Annotated in this window: 22 protein-coding genes, 1 tRNA gene and 1 pseudogene; 14 read left to right on the plus strand and 10 right to left on the minus strand. The window is 57.1% G+C overall.

The features are described from left to right. Positions 1 to 193 precede the first annotated feature (193 nt). The 3 genes from mgtA (at position 194) to M2394_RS02170 (ending at position 4,230) form a co-directional block, all read left to right on the plus strand. Entirely contained in the window at positions 194 to 2,908 is a 2,715-nt protein-coding gene (mgtA, locus tag M2394_RS02160) for a magnesium-translocating P-type ATPase (RefSeq protein ID WP_178920711.1), read from the plus strand. 134 nt (positions 2,909 to 3,042) lie between these two features. Beyond that, positions 3,043 to 3,390: a DUF2493 domain-containing protein gene (locus M2394_RS02165; protein WP_176996002.1), complete on the plus strand. Its 348-nt coding sequence runs from the start codon at positions 3,043 to 3,045 to the stop codon at positions 3,388 to 3,390. 18 nt (positions 3,391 to 3,408) lie between these two features. Then, a complete protein-coding gene (locus tag M2394_RS02170; RefSeq protein ID WP_259171452.1) occupies positions 3,409 to 4,230 on the plus strand; it encodes a hypothetical protein in 822 nt (273 codons plus the stop codon). Here M2394_RS02170 and M2394_RS02175 read toward each other — a convergent pair. Beyond that, on the minus strand, positions 4,227 to 4,922 hold the full coding sequence (locus M2394_RS02175; protein WP_259171453.1) for a tellurite resistance TerB family protein: 696 nt from the start codon (positions 4,920 to 4,922) through the stop codon (positions 4,227 to 4,229). The two genes, M2394_RS02170 and M2394_RS02175, sit on opposite strands and share 4 nt — an antisense overlap. A 125-nt stretch (positions 4,923 to 5,047) precedes the next feature. Between M2394_RS02175 and M2394_RS02180 the strand changes: the two genes are divergently transcribed. Continuing rightward, positions 5,048 to 5,575 (plus strand): DinB family protein, encoded by a 528-nt coding sequence (locus tag M2394_RS02180; RefSeq protein ID WP_259171454.1) that lies wholly within the window; start codon positions 5,048 to 5,050, stop codon positions 5,573 to 5,575. 2 nt (positions 5,576 to 5,577) lie between these two features. Here M2394_RS02180 and M2394_RS02185 read toward each other — a convergent pair whose 3' ends face one another. Further along, entirely contained in the window at positions 5,578 to 6,036 is a 459-nt protein-coding gene (locus M2394_RS02185; RefSeq protein WP_259171455.1) for a GFA family protein, read from the minus strand. A gap of 182 nt (positions 6,037 to 6,218) precedes the next feature. On the opposite strand from M2394_RS02185, the gene M2394_RS02190 reads away from it, so the two are divergent. Continuing rightward, entirely contained in the window at positions 6,219 to 6,500 is a 282-nt protein-coding gene (locus M2394_RS02190) for a hypothetical protein (protein ID WP_259171456.1), read from the plus strand. 51 nt (positions 6,501 to 6,551) lie between these two features. Here M2394_RS02190 and M2394_RS02195 read toward each other — a convergent pair whose 3' ends face one another. Beyond that, complete coding sequence (locus M2394_RS02195) at positions 6,552 to 7,118, minus strand: hypothetical protein (protein WP_259171457.1); 567 nt, start codon at positions 7,116 to 7,118, stop codon at positions 6,552 to 6,554. 225 nt (positions 7,119 to 7,343) lie between these two features. Between M2394_RS02195 and M2394_RS02200 the strand changes: the two genes are divergently transcribed. Further along, positions 7,344 to 7,430 (plus strand) — tRNA-Leu (locus M2394_RS02200). A 319-nt stretch (positions 7,431 to 7,749) separates the two neighbouring features. Here the strand turns inward: M2394_RS02200 and M2394_RS02205 are convergent. After that, positions 7,750 to 8,904: an acyltransferase gene (locus M2394_RS02205; RefSeq protein WP_259171458.1), complete on the minus strand. Its 1,155-nt coding sequence runs from the start codon at positions 8,902 to 8,904 to the stop codon at positions 7,750 to 7,752. A gap of 566 nt (positions 8,905 to 9,470) precedes the next feature. Then, the gene (locus tag M2394_RS02210) at positions 9,471 to 10,088 is read right to left on the minus strand and encodes a hypothetical protein (RefSeq protein ID WP_259171459.1); all 618 of its coding nucleotides are present in this window, start codon (positions 10,086 to 10,088) and stop codon (positions 9,471 to 9,473) included. A 429-nt stretch (positions 10,089 to 10,517) separates the two neighbouring features. On the opposite strand from M2394_RS02210, the pseudogene M2394_RS02215 reads away from it, so the two are divergent. The 3 genes and pseudogenes from M2394_RS02215 to M2394_RS02225 form a co-directional block, all read left to right on the plus strand. After that, positions 10,518 to 10,761: pseudogene (locus tag M2394_RS02215) on the plus strand (LexA family protein); the annotation flags it as partial. 93 nt (positions 10,762 to 10,854) lie between these two features. Further along, positions 10,855 to 11,163 (plus strand): hypothetical protein, encoded by a 309-nt coding sequence (locus M2394_RS02220; RefSeq protein WP_259171460.1) that lies wholly within the window; start codon positions 10,855 to 10,857, stop codon positions 11,161 to 11,163. Between the two features lie 155 nt (positions 11,164 to 11,318). Continuing rightward, entirely contained in the window at positions 11,319 to 11,729 is a 411-nt protein-coding gene (locus M2394_RS02225; RefSeq protein WP_259171461.1) for a VOC family protein, read from the plus strand. 119 nt (positions 11,730 to 11,848) lie between these two features. Here the strand turns inward: M2394_RS02225 and M2394_RS02230 are convergent, their stop codons facing one another. Further along, complete coding sequence (locus tag M2394_RS02230) at positions 11,849 to 12,796, minus strand: helix-turn-helix domain-containing protein (RefSeq protein WP_259171462.1); 948 nt, start codon at positions 12,794 to 12,796, stop codon at positions 11,849 to 11,851. 127 nt (positions 12,797 to 12,923) lie between these two features. Here M2394_RS02230 and M2394_RS02235 point away from each other — a divergent pair, with 127 nt between their 5' ends. Further along, the gene (locus M2394_RS02235) at positions 12,924 to 13,655 is read left to right on the plus strand and encodes a DJ-1/PfpI family protein (protein WP_259171463.1); all 732 of its coding nucleotides are present in this window, start codon (positions 12,924 to 12,926) and stop codon (positions 13,653 to 13,655) included. Between the two features lie 103 nt (positions 13,656 to 13,758). Here the strand turns inward: M2394_RS02235 and M2394_RS02240 are convergent, their stop codons facing one another. Then, positions 13,759 to 14,724: a GlxA family transcriptional regulator gene (locus tag M2394_RS02240; protein WP_178920690.1), complete on the minus strand. Its 966-nt coding sequence runs from the start codon at positions 14,722 to 14,724 to the stop codon at positions 13,759 to 13,761. 362 nt (positions 14,725 to 15,086) lie between these two features. Between M2394_RS02240 and M2394_RS02245 the strand changes: the two genes are divergently transcribed. Then, positions 15,087 to 15,473, plus strand: a complete 387-nt coding sequence (locus M2394_RS02245; protein ID WP_259171464.1) for a nuclear transport factor 2 family protein — start codon at positions 15,087 to 15,089, stop codon at positions 15,471 to 15,473. A gap of 137 nt (positions 15,474 to 15,610) precedes the next feature. Here M2394_RS02245 and M2394_RS02250 read toward each other — a convergent pair whose 3' ends face one another. Both M2394_RS02250 and M2394_RS02255 read right to left on the minus strand, forming a co-directional pair. Next, positions 15,611 to 16,060: an SMI1/KNR4 family protein gene (locus tag M2394_RS02250; protein ID WP_259171465.1), complete on the minus strand. Its 450-nt coding sequence runs from the start codon at positions 16,058 to 16,060 to the stop codon at positions 15,611 to 15,613. Positions 16,061 to 16,287: 227 nt separating this feature from the next. Continuing rightward, a complete protein-coding gene (locus tag M2394_RS02255) occupies positions 16,288 to 16,803 on the minus strand; it encodes a hypothetical protein (RefSeq protein ID WP_259171466.1) in 516 nt (171 codons plus the stop codon). 237 nt (positions 16,804 to 17,040) lie between these two features. On the opposite strand from M2394_RS02255, the gene M2394_RS02260 reads away from it, so the two are divergent. From M2394_RS02260 to M2394_RS02270, 3 genes are read left to right on the plus strand one after another with little or no spacing between them, the layout of a single operon-like run. Beyond that, positions 17,041 to 17,925 (plus strand): fumarylacetoacetate hydrolase family protein, encoded by an 885-nt coding sequence (locus M2394_RS02260; RefSeq protein ID WP_259171467.1) that lies wholly within the window; start codon positions 17,041 to 17,043, stop codon positions 17,923 to 17,925. 30 nt (positions 17,926 to 17,955) lie between these two features. Then, entirely contained in the window at positions 17,956 to 18,951 is a 996-nt protein-coding gene (locus M2394_RS02265; protein ID WP_259171468.1) for an aldo/keto reductase, read from the plus strand. Positions 18,952 to 18,964: 13 nt separating this feature from the next. Beyond that, complete coding sequence (locus M2394_RS02270) at positions 18,965 to 19,570, plus strand: cysteine hydrolase family protein (protein WP_259171469.1); 606 nt, start codon at positions 18,965 to 18,967, stop codon at positions 19,568 to 19,570. A gap of 48 nt (positions 19,571 to 19,618) precedes the next feature. Here M2394_RS02270 and M2394_RS02275 read toward each other — a convergent pair whose 3' ends face one another. After that, on the minus strand, positions 19,619 to 20,011 hold the full coding sequence (locus M2394_RS02275; protein ID WP_176995982.1) for a tautomerase family protein: 393 nt from the start codon (positions 20,009 to 20,011) through the stop codon (positions 19,619 to 19,621). Between the last annotated feature and the right edge of the window lie 93 nt (positions 20,012 to 20,104).

Below are 20,104 nucleotides of genomic sequence, written 5' to 3' on the forward strand. Positions count from 1 at the left end.
CTTTCATGAATACATCCAGTAGTAGCCCGCTGCGCGCCGAATAACTAACGCGCACTAAGCGGGCCCTGTAGAAGTTATCGAAACTCTTATTTAAACCGATCGCGAAGTCCGCGGCTCGGCATGCTTTCGCTCGCCTGTATTCAGGTAAGTACCGGGTATGTTTTGTCGAGAATTGGCGACAGGAGTACAGACAATGAGCGCCGTAAAAAACACGCCTCTGCACAAGAAAAATGGCACCGACGACAGCACCAAACTGTCGATGCGTGCCGCCCGCGAAGCCCAGAACGGCCTGTCGGCCACCCTCGCCAACGTGCGGGCCACCCAGGATGGCCTGACCGAACTGGACGCCTCTGCTCGCCTGCAACGCGAGGGCTACAACGAGGTGGCCCATGACAAGCCGCCGCACGCCATCGTCCAGTTCCTGCAGGCACTGAACAACCCCTTCATCTATGTGTTGCTGACCCTGGGCGGCATCAGCTTTGTCACCGACTGCTGGCTGCCGATGCAGGAAGGCGAAGAGGCTGATCCCACCAAAGTCGTGATCATCATGACCATGGTCCTGCTCAGCAGCCTGCTGCGCTTCTGGCAGGAACACCGTTCGGCCAAGTCCGCCGAAGCCCTCAAAGCCATGGTGCGCACCACCGCCACCGTCCTGCGCCGCGAACAAGTAGGCTCCGCACCGACCCTGCGGGAAGTGCCGATGCGCGACCTGGTGGCCGGTGACATCGTGCAGCTGTCAGCGGGCGACATGATCCCTGCCGACATCCGCCTGATCGAATCCCGCGACCTGTTTATCAGCCAGGCGGTGCTGACCGGTGAAGCCTTGCCGGTGGAGAAATACGACACCCTCGGTGATGTGACGCAGAAGTCCGCCTCGACCATGGCCGCCGACCAAGGCAACCTGCTTGATCTGCCAAACATCTGCTTCATGGGCACCAACGTGGTCAGCGGCCGCGCCAAAGCCGTGGTCGTCGCCACCGGCCCGCGCACTTACTTCGGCTCCCTGGCCAAGGCGATTGTGGGCTCGCGGGTGCAAACCGCCTTTGATCGCGGGGTGAACAGCGTCAGCTGGTTGTTGATCCGCTTCATGCTGGTGATGGTGCCGATCGTATTCCTGCTCAACGGCTTCTCCAAAGGCGACTGGGGCGATGCGTTCCTGTTTGCCCTGGCGGTTGCCGTCGGCCTCACCCCCGAAATGCTGCCAATGATCGTCAGCGCCAACCTGGCCAAGGGCGCCACGGCCATGGCCAAGCGCAAGGTGGTGGTCAAGCGCCTCAACGCGATCCAGAACTTCGGTTCCATGGACGTGCTGTGCACCGACAAGACCGGCACCCTGACCCAGGACAAAATCATCCTGGAGCACCACGTCAATGCCCATGGCCAACGGGATGACAGCGTGCTGTCCCTGGCATGGCTCAACAGCTATCACCAGAGCGGCATGAAAAACCTGATGGACCAGGCGGTGGTGCAGTTCTCGGAGCAGAACCCCAAGTTCCAGGTGCCGTTCGCCTACAGCAAGGTCGATGAATTGCCGTTCGACTTCGTGCGCCGTCGCCTGTCGATTGTGGTGAAGGACGCCGCCGGCGACCAATTGCTGGTGTGCAAGGGTGCCGTGGAAGAGATGCTGAGCATTTCCACGCACGTGATGGAAGCCGGTGAGGCCGTGCCGCTGGACGATCGCCGTCGTGACGAGTTGCTGGCCCTGGCCAACGACTACAACGAGGACGGTTTCCGCGTGCTGGTGGTGGCGACCCGCAATATCCCTAAATCCCTGGCCCGTCAGCAGTACACCACGGCCGATGAGCGCAACCTGGTCATCCAGGGTTTCCTGACCTTCCTGGATCCGCCAAAGGAAACCGCAGGTCCGGCGATTGCCGCGCTGCAACAAATCGGCGTCGCCGTAAAAGTGTTGACCGGCGACAACGCCGTGGTCACCAGCAAGATCTGCCGCCAGGTCGGCCTCGAGCCAGGCCAGCCGCTGCTGGGTGTGGAAATCGAAGCGATGGACGACGCCACCCTGTTGCGGCGCGTGGAAGAGCGCACGGTGTTCGCCAAGCTGACACCGCTGCAGAAGTCCCGCGTGCTCAAGGCGCTGCAAGCCAACGGTCACACCGTCGGCTTCCTCGGTGATGGGATCAACGATGCGCCGGCGCTGCGGGATGCTGACGTGGGTATTTCGGTGGACAGCGGCACGGACATCGCCAAGGAGTCGGCCGACATCATCCTGCTGGAAAAAAGCCTGATGGTGCTGGAAGAAGGGGTGCTCAAGGGTCGCGAAACCTTCGGCAACATCATGAAGTACCTGAACATGACCGCCAGCTCCAATTTCGGCAATGTGTTCTCGGTGCTGGTGGCCAGTGCGTTCATTCCGTTTTTGCCGATGCTGTCGATCCACCTGCTGCTGCAGAACCTGATGTACGACATCTCCCAGCTGGCCCTGCCGTGGGACAAGATGGACAAGGAATACCTGGCCAAACCACGCAAGTGGGACGCCAAGAACATCGGGCGCTTCATGATCTGGATCGGGCCGACCTCGTCGATCTTCGACATCACCACCTTTGCGCTGATGTGGTACGTGTTCTCCGCCAACAGCGTGGAAATGCAGACCCTGTTCCAGTCCGGCTGGTTCATCGAGGGCCTGCTTTCGCAAACCCTGGTGGTGCACATGTTGCGTACCCGCAAGATCCCGTTCTTCCAGAGCACGGCCGCCTGGCCGGTGCTGATGATGACGTGCATCGTGATCGCATTGGGGATCTACGTACCGTTCTCGCCGCTGGGCACTCTGGTGGGCCTGCAGCCGCTGCCGCTGGCGTACTTCCCTTGGCTGGTGGGCACCTTGCTCAGCTACTGCTGCGTCGCCCAACTGATGAAGACGATCTACATCCGCCGCTTCAAGCAGTGGTACTGAGCCCCAAATAACGCCTGGCTGTAGGAGCCGGCTTGCCGGCGATGAGGCCCTTGAGGCCACGGGTGTTCAACAGGACGCCTTTGCCGGCAAGCCGGCTCCTACAGGGGTGCGTTTGCAATGCAAGGAACTACCTTATGCGCGTCTTGATCTGTGCAGGTCGTCATTACGCCGACACCAAAAAGTCCCGCCAAGTGCTGGACGCCTACCACCGCCTGCGCCCCGTGCAGGTATTGATCCACGGCGGCAACCAATTCCTGGGCAGCGACATCGAGGAATGGGCGCGGGAAATCGGCATCGACGTGGTGCGCTACCCACCCAACTGGCAACGCCACGGCAAACAGGCCGAACGCCAGCGCAACCATTTCATGCTGACCGACAGCCGCCCCGACGTGATTATCGCCCTCCCCGGTGGCGACGACACGTCGGAACTGGTCTGCCAGGCCAAAGCCAGTGGCATTTCGGTGCTGACAGTAGAAAGCTGAATTCAAGCGAGGTGCATCATGCACAAAAAACACACACCGAACCGTCAGGACGGGTTCGCCAAATACCGTGCGCGTCACTATCGCGGCGCTCGCCACACCCTGTTGCTGCTGCCACCGGCCAAACGGCGCGCACTGCAACGTAACTTGATCTTTATCGGCGTGACCCTGGGTTTAATCTTGCTGATCGCCCTGTTTTCGAAAGCCCATGCGGCGGGCGGCTCCTATGTGGTGGACGACGGCGCCATCAACGATCCGGGGCAATGCAATGTCGACGCGTGGTTCACCGCCAACCGGCATGACGGGAGCACCCACAACCAGACCCTGTCACCGGCCTGTACCTTTACGGGCATGCCGACGGTGCAATGGACGGCGGCGCTCTCGCGGGCAGACACGGCGAGCAGCGGCGAGACTCAGGTCAACCCGCAAGTCAAAGCCCAGGTCTATACACAGAAAGACCTGGGGCTTGAGCTGGCCTTGTCGACTGGGGCGCATTTTGCGCTGGACCGTCAGCACAGCTTCGACGGCGCCGATTTCAACATTCCACTGACGTGGCAACCTGCAGAAGCCTTGCGCCTGAACCTCAACGCCGGCTGGACCCACGCCTACAACGACGGCGACCAGAAACACCGCCTGACTTGGGGCACCGGGTTCGAATACCAGGTAGCACCCGCGCTGAGCCTGATTGGCGAGCGTTACGGCCAGGCAGGCGGTGACCAGGCCTGGCAGGCCGGGCCACGCTTTCACTTGGGTGAGTTCGTCGACGTGGATGTCGTGGTCGGGCGCAGCCTGATCGCTGACAGGGCCCAATGGCTGACAACGGGGGCCACAGTGCGCTTCTAAGCCTTGGCTTGTTGCTCCAAGTGCAGTTGCAACTGAGGGTCGATCTGCAACTGCGCGGCCAAGTCGTCGAGGTAATTGCGCTCGGCGTCCTGCTGGTCGTCCACCAGCATCACGCTGGCCAGGTAAATCTCCGAGGCGAGCGCCGGGTCATGGGCGTACTCGGCAAAATCGGCAGCATCCAGTGGCTTGGCGACTTCGGCGTCGAGCCATTGTTGCAATTGCGGGTCATCGGTATGCCTGCCGATCTCTGCGCCGATCATTTGCTGCTCTTGTTCATCAATGCGGCCATCCGCCTTGGCCGCCGCGATCAGTGCGCGCAACAGCGCATGGCTATGGGCTTCGGCCTGGGGGCCGTCCAACTGGTCGACCGTTTGGAAGGCTTGCTGCGGTGCGCTCGCCTGCTGGCGCTGCCACGCTTGATAGGCCTGGAAGGCCGCCATGCCGAGGGACGCCAGCGCGGCGTAGTTCATCCCGCCAGAACGATTGGGCGCCGCGTTGCCCGAAGGTGCACCGCCCAACAGGCCGCCGAGGCCTCCGAGTAATCCGCCAAGGCCACCACCACCGGCTGACGCAGTGCCGGTGCCAGCGCCGTTCAACAAACCGCCGAGCAAGCCACCCAGGCCGCCACCCGAGGCACCGCCGCCCTGCTGCCCGGCGCGCAGCAGTTGTTCGAGAAGATCGCTGGTGTTCATGGTTTCACCCTCCCAGGGTGCAATGTAGGCGTCCATCAACCATAGCCCGCCATTGCGCGAATACCATGACCGCCGGGCGGGCACGCCTTATGATGGCGCCATTGCGCCGCTTGGGGAGAACGCAGGTGAACCGTATCGAACACATCGCATTGATGGCCCGCTACAACCAGTGGATGAACCGCAAGGTCTACGACGCGGCCGCCACATTGACGGACGCTGAGCTGGCGATGGACCGGCAGGCATTTTTCGGCTCGATCCTCGGCACGCTGAACCACCTTACCCTGGGCGACACCGTATGGCTCAAGCGCTTTGTCCAGCATCCTTCAGGCTTCATCGTGCTGGCTCCGTTGAGCGACCTGGCCATGCCCACAAACCTGAAACAATTGGCCTTCGCCGATCTCCGCGAGCTTGGCGCCCGTCGAACCTGGCTGGACGAACTCATCATCGACTGGGCTCACACGCTGCGTGAAGCCGACCTGGATCACCGCCTGCATTACCGCAACATGCGTGGCGTGGCCGCGGACAAACCGTTCTTCAGCCTGCTGGTGCATTTTTTCAATCACCAGACCCACCACCGGGGCCAGGCCACCACGTTGCTGACCCAGGCCGGCGTGGACGTCGGCGATACCGACCTGCTGGCGCTGATCGACTGAATTCAGCCCGCGTTGAATTCGGCGTAGGCCTGCATCAATCGCGGGAAATCGTGTGGCTGAGGCAACTGCGCAAAACTTTCGACGGCGGGTGTGGAGGCCCAAGGCAGTTTTTCGCTGGTCCAGGTTTCCATGAAGGGTACGTAGGCGCCGGCGTTGTCCAGCAAGGTCGCACGCACGTTGACGAACTCATCGATGCCATGGGGACGGGTAAACAGCCAGCTCATGCAGTGCGGGCAGCAATAATGGCGGTCCACGCCGTGCAGCCCGCCCATCACCGGGCAGCCTTGGGTCACGGTAAAACCACTGGCGGGAATCAGCGCACTGAGGGAGAACGCGCTGGAGGTCATCTTCTGGCAGCCGGTGCAGTGGCAGGCCATGGTGATCACTGGTGGCAAAATCACGCTGAAACGCACCCGGTTGCAGCGGCAACTGCCTTCCAGCGGCTGGTGTTCGACGCTCATTATCCATTCCTTTTTATGATTGTTGACGCCTCAGGGTAGCGTGAACCCCGGTGATAACAAAACCGAACGCTGCACGTCGCGTAAGGTCGTAACTGTAAGGCGCCGGGAGAAATTGTCCCGCCCTGCTCACGTACACCCGCCCTGCCGGGCTGTGCGTACCCCCATAAGAAGGAGACGCTTACATGGTCACTCACTTCAAGGTCGCCGGGCATTTAGCCTGCGGCCATCACGGTAACAACCTCACGTCCAGTACCGAGCTGAACCGTGTCAAATGCCGTACCTGCCGCAACACCGATGCCTACAAAGAAGCGCGCCGCACCCAGCGCAATGCCGCTCGCCGCGCTGCGCGCAAAGCCAAGACCCACACCGCCAGTGACCGGCGCAGTGCCTGGACACAACGCCTGACCGACCTGCCCGGGCTGCAGCGTTTGCCACGGGGTTTCAGCGGCCAGCCGTTCGTATAACCGGCTCAGAAAAGGCGCCTGCTGCTTGCAGGCGCCAGTCTGTAGGGCGGGTTATTTCACCTTGCTGCTCAACGTATCCAGGCTGCGTTTGAGGTCATCCAGGCTGCGTTTCTGGTCGTCGATACTGCGCTTCTGATCACTGACATCGCTCTTGAGCCGCGACAGTTCGCTGGAGCTGGAATTGGAACTGGAGCTTGAATTGCGTTTGAGGTCATCCACTTCGCTTTTGAGCTTGTCGATGGTGTTTTTCTGATCGGCCACGGTGCGCTTCAAGTCGGATAATTGGCTGTCGCTGGTGCTGGAACTTGAGCCGTTCTTACGCTTGAACTCCTCGAAATACTTCGCCTGCTCGTCCAGCTTGCTCTTGAGCCGCTGCAGCTCTTCATGATCGCTCTTTTGGCCATCGCGCATTTTTTCGAGATCACTTACCGAAAGACCGGTGGTGGACAGCACGCGGTGGGCGCCCTCCGTTGAGCTGGTGGTGAGCTTGTCGCTACTGCCTGAACCGAAACTTCCCCATTGCACATCACCCGCCTGCGCCGTCGTCACACCAAAGGCGGCCAGCAACCCCAATACGCTTGCAGCAATGACCAAAGAAGGCTTGCGAACACTGTGCATCAACAGATTCCTTTCATGACTGCCGGGATGGCATATCGCTATGACTGGGATTTTGGGATCTTGTTCCCGTGCTGTAAGATTCCTCGGCATTGCGCCAAGATTTATCCGTAGATCACTGATCTATCGAGCTTTTTCAGCCGGGCATTTGTACAAGAAAGGCGCCCCCCGACCTTGCGTCGAAGCGTCTGGGTCTATATATTCCCAACCCTGCTTCACCGCGCTACCGCCCGAATGGCGAAACTGGTAGACGCATGGGACTTAAAATCCCCCGCTCGTAAGGGCGTGCCGGTTCGATTCCGGCTTCGGGCACCATAGATATCAAGGGCTTGCATGATGAACGTCGTGCAGGCCCTTATCTTTTGCGCTCTGCAATTTATCGAGCTGTTCCGCAACTTCTGCCTTACGGCGTCCTGCCGAACTGACACAAAACCCCAACCTCTTATAGCTCGTCGCTTCAAATCGCATCAAACCGATAGCTCGATCAGCTGTTCAGGGAGTCAGGGAGAATCAGCGGTTGCAGGGAGAATTGAGAAAACTCACCGAGCTACAGTTCTGATACTCAAAGCCTGATAGCTCCTCTCGTATGCCAAGCCAGCTATTTTGAAATAGCAGTGAGCGAGTCGCTGCGGTATCAGCTGCGTGCAGGCATCTGCAATTCTGATGATCCAGGGCGGGCTAGAAGTGACGCAAGCCTTTTCCCGACCGCTTGGGATGGTGACTCAATGGCTTTGTGGATTATCCACGACAGTACAAAAGATGAGCCGGTGACGATAATCAGAGAAATCCAAGCTTTTACCCCCTGGTCCAGAAGTATGCGCAAAGCAGCATATCCAGCAACGCCGTGAATCACGTAGAGCGGGTAGCTGATATTTGCAAAAAAGTCGAATACTGGATTTGCCTTGAACAGTGACGGAAAGGCATATGCAAAAGAAAAAACGAGCAAGGCGGCGGCATAGCTCCACACCAAGTAGAAAGAATTGCTTGTTGGTCCGCTGTACCACAGTGCTGCAAACAAAATGAACAGCGCCCCAATAATGAAATAACCTGCCGCGTGAGGCAGTCGTCCTGCATTCATGTAATGAAAAGCAACGCCAATAAACATGAACACCAGATACTTCGCTGGGTACACGAAGGCAATTGCTTTAACGTACAGGCCCGCATCGGTGCTCCCCCACAGCTCAAGTTTTCCGGACAGTACGACAGATGCAGCCGCAATCAGCACAGGCAAGATGAAAATGTAAAGCGACCCACGCCGAATAGGAAAATAAAAAGCCGCACACACAAGATAAAACTTCAACTCAACCTCTAGCGTCCAGACTATCCCGTCTATATCTCTAGACCAAAGCAAGTCTCTTAGCCCTGGAAAGTAGTGGATAGCTATTTCACTGTTCGTGTAAGGCCACACCCCGGAAAAATAAAGGGTCGAACAGTACACAGCCAACAGAGTCACAGAAAAGCCAACAAAATAGGTTGGAAAAATCCGGAGCACCCGATTTATTAAAAATGCAAATCCGCCAACCTTCCTAAATGAAAAGGGTATAACAAACCCACTTATAACAAAGAACAAGGCGACACCAAACGCCCCGAAATTGAATATCGGAAAGGAATTAACAAGAGAGATATAGTTCGGTATTGCATACTCATTTATTGGCAGCTCAGGCGCATTTATGAAGCCAGACACCGTTGGCCTTGCAACCCAGAACACGCCGAAATAATGTGCAATTATCACAGCAAGAGCTGCAAAGCCTCTGAGTGTGTTCGCGAATTCAATCTTGCCACCGCCCACTGAAATCTCCTTTTATCGCGCGCAGCGTATCCATGGTGCAGCGAATAATCAAACCTTCAAATTGCCTACGTCGTGCGTGATGGTCGGGGTTACGGCGAAGCCAAACCCAGAAACATCATTCTCGCTCAGGTCGTTACCCCCGACGATGTGGTTGTCATTTGAAAGGAACACTGCAACTCCTTCGTTTCCGTTGGCTCTGAATCCAGTCACGTTCGCATTTCCGCGTTCGATCTGTAGGCCATTTGTTTCTCCGACCAACAAGAATAAGCGTGTGGGTAGAACCATACGTATCCATGTGTACACCATGCCGGCCCTCTTCCCAAAAGAAAGCTCCACGAACACGAATGGCGTGAAATGGGTAAGACGAAATACCAATCCACAAAATACCGTCAATCTTGGTGCCATATTTATTGGGTCAGTGGTGGGAAAATCGCCCCGAGTGGGGATGAGGGCGGCGGTGGTCAGTCCCTCGTTGGATTACCCCATCGAGGTCAAGCTCAAATTACTACATACCCATTTCTGGCACTTAGTTACCCCCCCCTGACGTCAATACTTCAGGCATTCCGTCAAGGCGTATTTTTTCTACGCTTCTTCAAAATATTTTTAGGTTTAGGTGTATTAGTCGTCAATGTCACGCTTCTGTCTGCGCGTTTGGCAATTTCTACCACTTTCCTATCATCATCGCCTTGAGTACATGGAAAAACAAAATCAATCAAGTAGTCTGCGAGACATATCGAAGGCTCAACCAAAGCGTCAGGCTTCTTAGTGCGAAATACCTGAGGAATTGAGCCGTCGAATGGGCAATCCATTACGACAAAACTTGATGAGATATTTGCCATCTTGTCGCATTGCTCGAAAAGTTTCGATTTCTCGGTACTGTTGAGCGTTGCGACATCATTTTTTGCCTGCATAAGAATTGCTTTCTCGTACGCAAGACCGTTCTCATCTACCCATTGAAACACCAACCCGATATCTACACCGGTGACTGACTCTGCAGAACCGGGCCCACGATCGTTGGATATTGAAGTATGTAGATTTACGAACTTACCAGTCAACGGATTTATAACTGCCTCATCGTGAAGCTTCCCAAAAAAAGCAGCGGTATAATTTGGCTCTTGACTAAAGCCTGTCCGATTAACTTTCCTGGCAGCATTTCCGATTAAATTCCGCAGTCCATCTTTCAAGTATTGCTCCATTACCGCCATGCTCCCAAAGAAGAAAAATCAAGCCACACTTAATAATTGCACTGAGTAAAACAGCCTGACAAAAACTCACGGCAGGCCGCAGATACTGATCAGTATCAAACACCTGGTCAACACCGCGCAGAGAAATTAGGCTGACAATGCCCTCAGATTCCCGACATCACCGACACGCCGGCGCTGTCTCCATTACTCACTGACTCGATCGGTGTAGATTAAGTGGCGGTCGGGATTCTTCCGCGTGTCCCTCCTCCACTCTGCCTTATATGCGGTGCCGTAGTTGTTGATGCGCCGGAACCAGCGGCACAACTGTGCGTTCAGCCGTGCGTGCAAGGCATCACCTGCGGCGCAACGGCGAGCAGCATGGAATGCGCTCTGCTGAAAAACCCGTTTTCACTCCACCAATGGAACGGCAGTTGGGTTGCCGCCAGCGCGTGGGCGGAAGACTTGGGGCCCGTCCGGTTGGAATCTCGGACACCTGCGAGTTTTCGGAATACGACTCCAAGGGTCCTGCTCTCTGGCTGACGGTGAAAGGTGACTCGATGACGGTGGCCGGCTGTTCCTGAAGCCGCTGAACCCGAGTTATCCTATTGAGGCAGTGGATGAGAACTGTCAGATGGTTGGCGTAGTTGTGCTGGCGCTGGAAAAGTTTTACTGATCCGCCTGCGTTCCAGGCCCATGTGCCTGGATGACAGGCCAAATCGAGATATCGCGAGCTGAGTAGCGCTCGTGTTCACAAAGGAATGTGGTGATGAATGCCTTTCGGGTCGCTGCACTTGTAGTCGCGCCGCTTTTTGTCTCCGGCTGCTTCAGCACGCCAAAAGAAAAAACCGAGTATGAAAAACAGATCGATGCCTTTCCAATGCCCGTTACGGAAGCTGAACGTCTACAGCAATGTCGTAATTTCAAGCGACTCGCAGACATCCAGCGGGCTGAGGACGCCCTGCAATACGCACAGCGCTCCACGCTCATCGCCTCGGATTATCACTTTCCAGAAGCACTGGCGCTGTTGCATCGCCTCCGAGCAATGAAGTGCCCTGGCTATGGTTGGTTTTCCTGATGCGGATTTTGAACAGCCTGGAGCCTCGCAGGTTTTTCTTTACCAATGATTTGCATGGCCGAGAATCTCCTCCCCCGGACCGCACAACGACGGCTATACGCGCCACCCTACAAAATGACACGATAGCCCCTCGCCTTCGTCAGTAGGAACACAGGATGTTCAGTCACGTAACCGTTGGGACAAACGATCTTGATAAAGCCGCTACCTTCTATGACGCGGTGCTGATCCCTCTGGGACTTTGCCGTCGGGTTGTAACACCTGATGGAGGGCCTCTTGCCGCATGCTGGGTTAACCCCAACAGCCCCCTGCCGCGCTTTTATGTTTACTGCCCTTACGACCTCAAAGAGGCCGTCGCGGGAAATGGCAGCATGGTGGCTTTCTGCGCGCCACATCCAGACTCTGTCGACGCAGCCTACGCCGCAGGCCTTCGTGCTGGCGGTGTTGATGCGGGTGAACCAGGGCCACGCGCGCATTATGGCGACGGCTATTATGGCGCGTACCTACGTGACCCGGATGGCAATAAAGTGCACATAGTCCATCGTGGCGATTTGCACTTGCCTGCATAAGCGCGACTCCCAGTGCTCGACTCAAGCCCGCCAAGCGCGGGCTTTTTTGTGTCGGCCAAAAACACTGGGTCAAAAGAAAATCGACGTTGTTTGCTACTGGCCAGGTATGCCGCTGTTCATCAAACGTGCCGAGCCGAACTAAAACGGCGACGGTACTCCGTTGGCGTGAGGCCAACGACTTTTCGGAACCGCGACCGGAAGGTCACCGCAGACCCGAATCCGGAAAGCAATGCCGTTTGATCAATCGATGTCTCGCTCTCCTCAAGCAGCTCACGCGCTCGATCAATACGAGCGGTGAGAAGCCACTGTAAAGGTGTCGTACCGGTCTGTTCTTGAAATCGCCGAGCAAAGGTACGCGAGCTCATGTTGGCGCGAGCGGCAAGGCTATCGACCGTATGCGGACTGTTCAAATTGTCCCGTATCCATTCGATCAAGGACATTAAGCTGGTTGGAGAACCTGGAAGCTCCTGACGAATAAATTGGGCCTGACCGCCATCACGATACAGTGGCGCGACCACCAGACGGGCAGTGTTTGCCGCAACAGCCTGACCAAAGTCGCGTCGCACGATATGCAAACCCATATCTAATCCCGCTGACGCGCCGGCCGACGTCACGATGCTGCCTTCATCCACAAATAGGACATTAGGTTCTACTTTTATCTCTGGATAAAGCCTGGCCAAGTCCTCGGCGAAACGCCAGTGCGTCGTGACGCGTTTGCCACCAAGAAGACCGCTCGCGGCCAAGATAAAAGCCCCCGTGCAGATGGACGCTAACCGTGCACCCCGCGTATGTGCCTCGCGAAGAGCAATGCTTACCGCTTCTGGAACGACTCCAAACGGGTCTTCACACCCTGGAATGACAACAGTGTGGGCTAGTTCAAGACGGTCGAGGCCATACCGCACCTGCATATCAAAGCCAGCGGCCCGAATTGTCCGCTCGGGTGCGCACACCTCCACCTCGTAAGCGTTGCTCCCATCGACCTGAGAAGCCAACGCAAAAACCTGATAGGCGATACCCAAGTCCAAGGGCACCACATCATTCAATACCAGCACCGCAATCTTGTGCACGCCGTGGACCTCTGCTCTCAAAATCAAAATGGCTGGCAGAAAACGATCGTTTGATGTCGTTTAAGCCACTCACGTACAGCGTCCAGCAGGAATACGCTTTAGTCAATTACGACGAGAGGAGACGGTAATGTCTGATGAGCTGAGCGATAAGCGTGAAGAGCGCCAACTGCAGATTGGCATGGTGATTTTTCCTGGTTTCACTCTGCAGGATTTGGCAGGTCCACAGACGGCGTTCGGCCTTCATGCCAAAACTCACATAATCTGGAAGACCCTGGAGCCCGTTCCTACGGATATGGGTGTCACCCTGAACCCTACGATCACGTTTGATGACGTTCCAGATAACCTGGACGTGCTGTTTGTCGCTGGGGGTGGAGGAACGCCTGAAATCATGAAGGACCAGGAGCTGCTCGATTTCATTGCTCGCGCAGGCAAGACGGCCACCTATGTAACCGCTGTATGCACAGGCTCTGTACTTCTTGCCATGGCGGGATTATTGGAGGGCTACCGCGCAGCGACTTATTGGCCTTTCTACGAACCCCTTATCGCACTGGGTATCGAACCGAGCTACGAACGAGTATGCGTCGACAGGAACCGAATCACAGGTGGCGGTGTAACGGCAGGTATCGATTTTGCGCTGCTGGTCATCGCGCAACTCAAAGGTCGGGACGCGGCTGAATTTACGCAACTCGTGCTTGAGTACGACCCGCAGCCGACAATGACCTCGGGGAATCCACGCACCGCGCGACCAGAAATCGTTGCGCAGATAAAGGGGCTGTGGGGGCGAACCGACGAAGCGGTAAGCGTCGCGAATGAACATATGGCGCGCCGAGCACGGTTATCAACACGGGCTCCCACCTAATTGTAGTTCCGTAGCGTTGTTCTCTTGGCGGTCGGTTCCTGAGTAACGTCATCGGCAGGCAAAAAAAGCCCCGTATTCCTGCATGCGAGGGCTTTACCGTCCATCACTCACCATCGAGCGATCTCCCCTCTGCGCTCAACCGGTTCTCGCGGCGGACATGTTGCGGTGAATATCCATGCAGCCGAACAAACGCCCTGCGCATCCGTTCGGGGTCAGTAAAGCCCACCGCCTGGGCAACTTGCTCGATCGGCTCACTGCCTTCTTGCAAACGTAAACACGCCGCTTCGACGCGTAAGCGTTCTACTGCTTTAGCTGGCGTTTCTCCCGTCTCTCGACGGAATGCTCGTCCAAATTGCCTCAAGCTCAATCTCGCCGCATCGGCGAGTCGCTCAATGGGTAACGCCTCAGACAAGTGCTCTCTGGCGAATTTCAGCGCAATACGGATGCGATCTGACTCTGGTTCCATTTGCGACATCGCGGAAATTTGCGACTGGCGACCAGGTCGGCGGTAGGGAACGACCAGCAACCTGGAGACATCGCGCGCTACATTCGCCCCCCTGTCTTTCTCAATCATAGCGAGCGCCAGATCGATCCCGGAAGCAATGCCCGCTGAGGTCCAGACGTGTCCGTCCTCTATAAAAATAATGTCCCCTTCAACGTTGATGCGGGGGTAACGCGATTGCAGTTGTGCAGTGTGGTGCCAGTGCGTCGTAGCCCGCCGATCGTTCAACAGGCCGGTCTCTGCCAGCAAGAACGCACCCGTGCACACGCTTGCGACTCGCGATGCGTTAACGATTAGTTGCCTTGCTGCAGCGACATTTTCTGATGTCAGCATGGGTTCGACTTCACCCCCCACAAAAATCACGGTGTCAAACATATCCTTACCGACCGGAGTGGTATCGACCGGAAGGCCGGAATTGCCAATAACCAGCCCTCCGAAACGCGATACGACGCGAAGCTCATACGGCTTATAACCTTCAGCCGTCGCCACTTGGTTGAATGCAGATAATGGCCCTGCAAGATCGAGGGCATCGTGGCCAGTGCAGACAAAAAATCCAATTCGGTACATCGCAATTCAGCTCCAGCGTTCAGCCCCCGGTTGCCGGGAACCCTAGTGTAACGCCACGAAGCCTGGCGTTCTTGATGGTGCTTGGGAGTTAGATTTCTTGGCCTAAAGTGAGGGAAAAACGTCGTTTTCGTTTACCAGACTCCTACGTAAAGTTGCTGGCACGAACACCATCGGCGACGGTTGTAATGCTCGCCGTGACACGTTCGCCGTCGGAAAAGTAGAACACTACGAATCACCCATGGTTTGGTCCAATCACCCAGGGGCGAGCACTCGCTATAACAACCATTGTGGTGATCGCCGTCTGTGGCTCTGCGAGGCCAATAAATTTGCACATTTCGCTAAGTAGCTTTCGAGGGTTAAACATGACTTCGTATATAAAACCAGTCGCCACCACTGAGTACGATGATGTGATTCAGGCAGCACAAGCTTATATAGACGGCTATCGCTCCGGTGATATCGCTGGAATTGAGAAGGCCTTCCACAACGATGCGATCATGTGGGGCTACAGCGGCGATGAGTTGCTTCAAGGTCCCGCTGTTCCGGTATTCGCAAGCTTCTTCAATTCACTGGGTGCCTCACCCAACGCTCGCAGTCGTCTGGATATTTTGGCTATCGCACCCACAGCCGCAGTGGTGCGCGTGGACATGGAGAATGACGTTTTGGGTGCGAGCTTCCACGACTTTCTTTCACTGCTCAAAATAGAGGGTCAGTGGAAAATCATCTCGAAAATTTTCCAACGGTACGCCTAAGTCAGCGGCAGATTGCATCAGCTATAATTTACGCCAGATGCGGACGTCACTCGCGTCAGGCGTGAGCTGCCCGAGTGACTGTCAGCAGGGCTGGGTTACAGCTTGAATGCTGAGCAGCGCTATCAGGTTGCGTGCTTCTATCCTTGTTCAGCCTCTTCCTGTGTTACCAGATACTCAACAAAATCCAGGTAAGACGCCCAGCTATCAGGCTCTCTCAGCAATGGTTCCTTGCCAAGACGACACACGTCAGTTGCATCACACCAGAGCACGCGTCCCGATGTGGAGTCACAGTCCATCACAATCAGGCTCTCAGTGGGCTCCCCGAGCACAAGGTAACGGGATGAAAGCTCACCATATTTTCTCAGGCGCTGGGTTTCACTGAGGACATTCGTTGGCGACTGATACCCGATTTGATGCAACGGCAGGACGTAAATACCACTGCCATCAAAAAAATTTGCGACAGATTTAAAGGTTTGGGGAAGCGTCATGCCCAGTTCATGCTCAAGATTGTCGATGAAACTCCGTTCGACTGCGCGAACGCCAATCAACCACTCGAATTTGCGCCTGACCATTTCTAGATTGGGCATAAGGCCCTCCCTATCGGGCGCCATCGTTGCGTTTCATTGATACCCTTCAACGCCCACGTCCCCCCCAGGCTACGTCTTGCCAAAAAACCACATCACAAACGCAACCGCGCTGACCCATCCCAGTGTCAGCAAAAACGAAAGACCCGCCAGCCGCTTATCCATAGTGCCCCGTCGCCGGTTTCATTGATCGAGATACGATCGCTTGGGTGCAGCGTAGTTCAGGTGCTTCAGTCTTTCTCAACAAAACGCTTGGATTCCTCGCCGATCAGGGCCAGGTGAATCACGCCCGGTTGGCTGGGAAAGTTGGGGGAATCCCCCGAAGCGTTTTCCATCACGGGGATGTCGATGAGCGCTCGCTTGTGCGCCGGGTCCTTCACCCACTTGGCGTCCAGTGTTTCGACGGCGCGCCAGCCATCGCCGCCGATGTGCATCACGTCCACCAGCGTGTAGTGCTCCTGGTCATCTTCCGTTACGGAGGGTGTAAAGGCCGCAATGTATTGACGGTAGGTATTGCCCTTGTCGAAGCCTTCGACGGTGAAGACGGCCAGGGTGAGCTGGTCGGCCGTGCCCACGTTCAAGTCCTGCACCTGGGTGGCCTCGGGGTAACCGCTGGCAAAACCGTCCTTGAGCAATTCGACCAAGCGCCCAACCTGCTCTGCCACCGGTTGTGGAACCGGGTTCTCGGCAGCGTGGGTGAGCGTGCAGGCGAACAGCAGGCAGGCTGGCAACAGGCGCAATGTCATGGGGCTGAATCCGCAAGAGAAAGAGAGGTTTAACCACTACCGCGTCCACGGTGGGTGTGCATTTGCTCAAATGGCTTTACAGCCGTCAAGCCGACCTGTTCTCACCTATCAGTTTTGCTTCATCCACGTATTAATAGATTTCAACAACACTTTTATCAATAGATGTTTCTAATCATGTATGTTGAATCTCACCTCGGGTGGTCCTCCATCACCCGACACATGGGTTGAGGTCATACGATGAAATTCACCAATGTCTTGAGCAGCAACGGTAAGGCCTTGCCTGCGTTGATCGATGCCGACGGCCAGCGCTATTGGCCGCTGAGTGAGCTGGCCGTGCCGTTTTCCGGCAGCCTGGGGCAATTGATCGGTCAGTGGGATCACCTGAAGGCAGGGCTCACCCCGCACGGCGACGGCCTGCCGCTGGAAGGCGCGACCCTCCTCGCACCGCTCTCCCCCACGCGAAATATCTTTTGCGTCGGCAAGAACTATCACGAGCACGCGGCGGAGTTCAGCCAATCGGGTTTCGACCACAGCGCCAAGGACGGGGAAATCGCCCCGCAGTTTCCGGTGATTTTCACCAAGACCCCAGAGTCGGTGATCGGCCATCACGCCACGATCCCCTTGCACGCCTCGGTCACGCGCCAGCTGGACTATGAAGCAGAGTTGGCCGTGATCATCGGCAAAGGCGGCAAAGGCATTTCCCGGGAAGACGCCTACGCTCACGTATGGGGCTACACCATCATCAATGACATGACCGCACGCGACCTGCAGAAGAACCACCGCCAGTGGTTCCTCGGCAAATCCCTCGACGGCTTGTGCCCCATGGGCCCTTGGGTCGTCACCGCCGACGCATTCAACCCCCAGGACGCCACGATTGAATGCTGGGTCAACGGCACGCTTCGCCAGCAGGCCAATGTGCGGGACCTGATCTTCGATATCCCCGCGCTGATCGAATGCCTCTCTGCCGGCATCGAGCTCAAGCCGGGCGATGTGATCAGCACCGGCACGCCGGCGGGCGTCGGCATTGGTTTCACCCCGCCGCGCTTTCTGCAGGCCGGCGACACCGTGCGCATTGCCATTGAGGGCATCGGCACACTCGAAAACCGCATTGCGCAGCACTAGTCCACCCACTTCACCACACGAGAAACGGCAATGAGCTTGAAAGACAAGATTATCGGCACCCTGGGTTTTGGCACCGCGCCCCTGGGCAACATGTTTCGCTCAATCGACGAAGAGGAAGCCGCGGCAACCGTCGCCGCGGCCTGGGACCAGGGCATTCGCTTCTTTGATACGGCACCGCTCTACGGCGCCGGGTTGTCCGAGACCCGCTTGGGCCGGGCGTTGGCGCAACATCCACGCGATTCCTACACCCTGGCCACCAAAGTCGGCCGCCTGGTTTCTGACGAAGTGAACCCCAACCCGGGCTCCGGCCCGTTCAGCCAGGGCAACCCCAACAAGATGCTCAGCGACTACAGCGCCGACGCCACCCTGCGCTCCATCGAAAGCAGCCTGCAGCGCCTGGGCACCGACCGCCTCGACATCGTGTTCGTGCACGACGTGGCCCAGGACACCCATGGCGATGAATGGATCGAGCACTTCAACATCGCCCGCAAAGGCGCCTTCAAAGCCCTGACCCGGCTCAAAGAGGAAGGCGTTATCAAGGCTTGGGGGCTGGGTGTGAACCGCGTTGAGCCCTGCGAGCTGTTGCTGGACCTGGAGGACGTGCGTCCGGACGGTTTCCTGCTCGCGGGCCGTTACACGCTGCTCGACCATGAACAACCCCTGCAACGGCTCTTCGCCAAGGCCCAGGCCAAGGGCGCCGAATTTGTCGCGGGTGGGCCTTACAGTTCCGGCGTGCTGGTCGGCGGCAAACACTTCGAATACCAGCCGGCGTCCGCCGCGATGCTCGACAAAGTGGCGAAAATCCACGCCCTCGCCCAGCAGTACCACGTGGATATCAAGGCCGCCGCCTTGCAATTCCCACTGGCCAACCCGCTCGTGGCCGCCGTTATCCCGGGGGCCAGCCGCCCTTCGCGGATTATTGAAGACACCCAAGCGATCCATGCCGTGATCCCGCCTGCGTTCTGGCAGGCCATGAAAGAACAGGGTTTTATCCACCCCAACGCCCCCATCCCGGGCAGCCACTGACAGGAGCCTTCCCATGCACCCGCATAACACTGCGATTGTCTTGATCGAGTACCAGAACGACTTCACCAGTCCGGGCGGGGTCTTCCATGACGCTGTCAAAGGCGTGATGCAGTCCTCCAATATGCTCGCCAATACCGCGACCACCATCGAGCAGGCGCGCAAGCTTGGTGTGACGATCATCCACATGCCGATCCACTTTGCCAAAGGCTACCCGGAACTCACCACGCGCTCCTACGGGATCCTCAAAGGCGTGTCGGACGGCCATGCGTTTCTCGCCGGCACCTGGGGCGCCGAAATCACCGACGCCCTGCCCCGCGATCCCGTCGACATCGTGATCGAGGGCAAGCGTGGGCTGGACGCCTTTGCCACCACCGGCCTGGACCTGGTACTGCGCAACAACGGCATCCAGAACCTGGTGGTCGCAGGCTTCCTGACCAACTGCTGCGTCGAAGGCACCGTGCGTTCAGGTTATGAAAAGGGCTACGACGTCGTGACCCTGACCGACTGCACCGCCACCTTCAGTGACGAACAACAGCACGCCGCCGAGCAGTTCACCTTGCCGATGTTTTCCCAGACCCTGCAGCACAGCGCGTTTCTGCAAGCACTGAACGCCGGATAAAAAAAGGGGCGACGCCCACAGGCGTCGCCCCTTTTTACTGTGTTCAGATCACTCGGTGGGCGCGTATTGCATCTCGCCGTTGCCGAAGGACCAGTCTTCGCGCTTCACGTCCACCAGGCTGATCCACACGTCTTCCTTGCGCAGCCCGGTCTTGGCGTGGATGCCTTCGGCGATGAACTTGTAGAAGGCCTTTTTCACTTCGATGGTGCGCCCGGCGTTCCAGGTGACCTGGATAAACACGATTTTGGGCGTGTACGAGATACCCAGGTAGCCGGCCGCCGGGTACACCAGCTCATCCTTGGCATGACGGTTGATGATCTGGAACTTATCGTGCTCCGGCACGTTGGCAACGCTCGTCATTGCGGCATACACCACATCACCGATGGCGGCTGCGGTTTCGGCGCTGGTGTCGGCAGCGAGGTCGATTCGAACTAAAGGCATGGGGAAATCCTTAACGGGTCAATGGCCAATCCAGGTCGGTGGCCGGTGATACAACGCTAGTCTCGACGCCATGATTCATCAAGCGCATAATTT

This window comes from Pseudomonas sp. BIGb0164 (assembly GCF_024810135.1).
Classification (GTDB): Bacteria; Pseudomonadota; Gammaproteobacteria; order Pseudomonadales; family Pseudomonadaceae; genus Aquipseudomonas.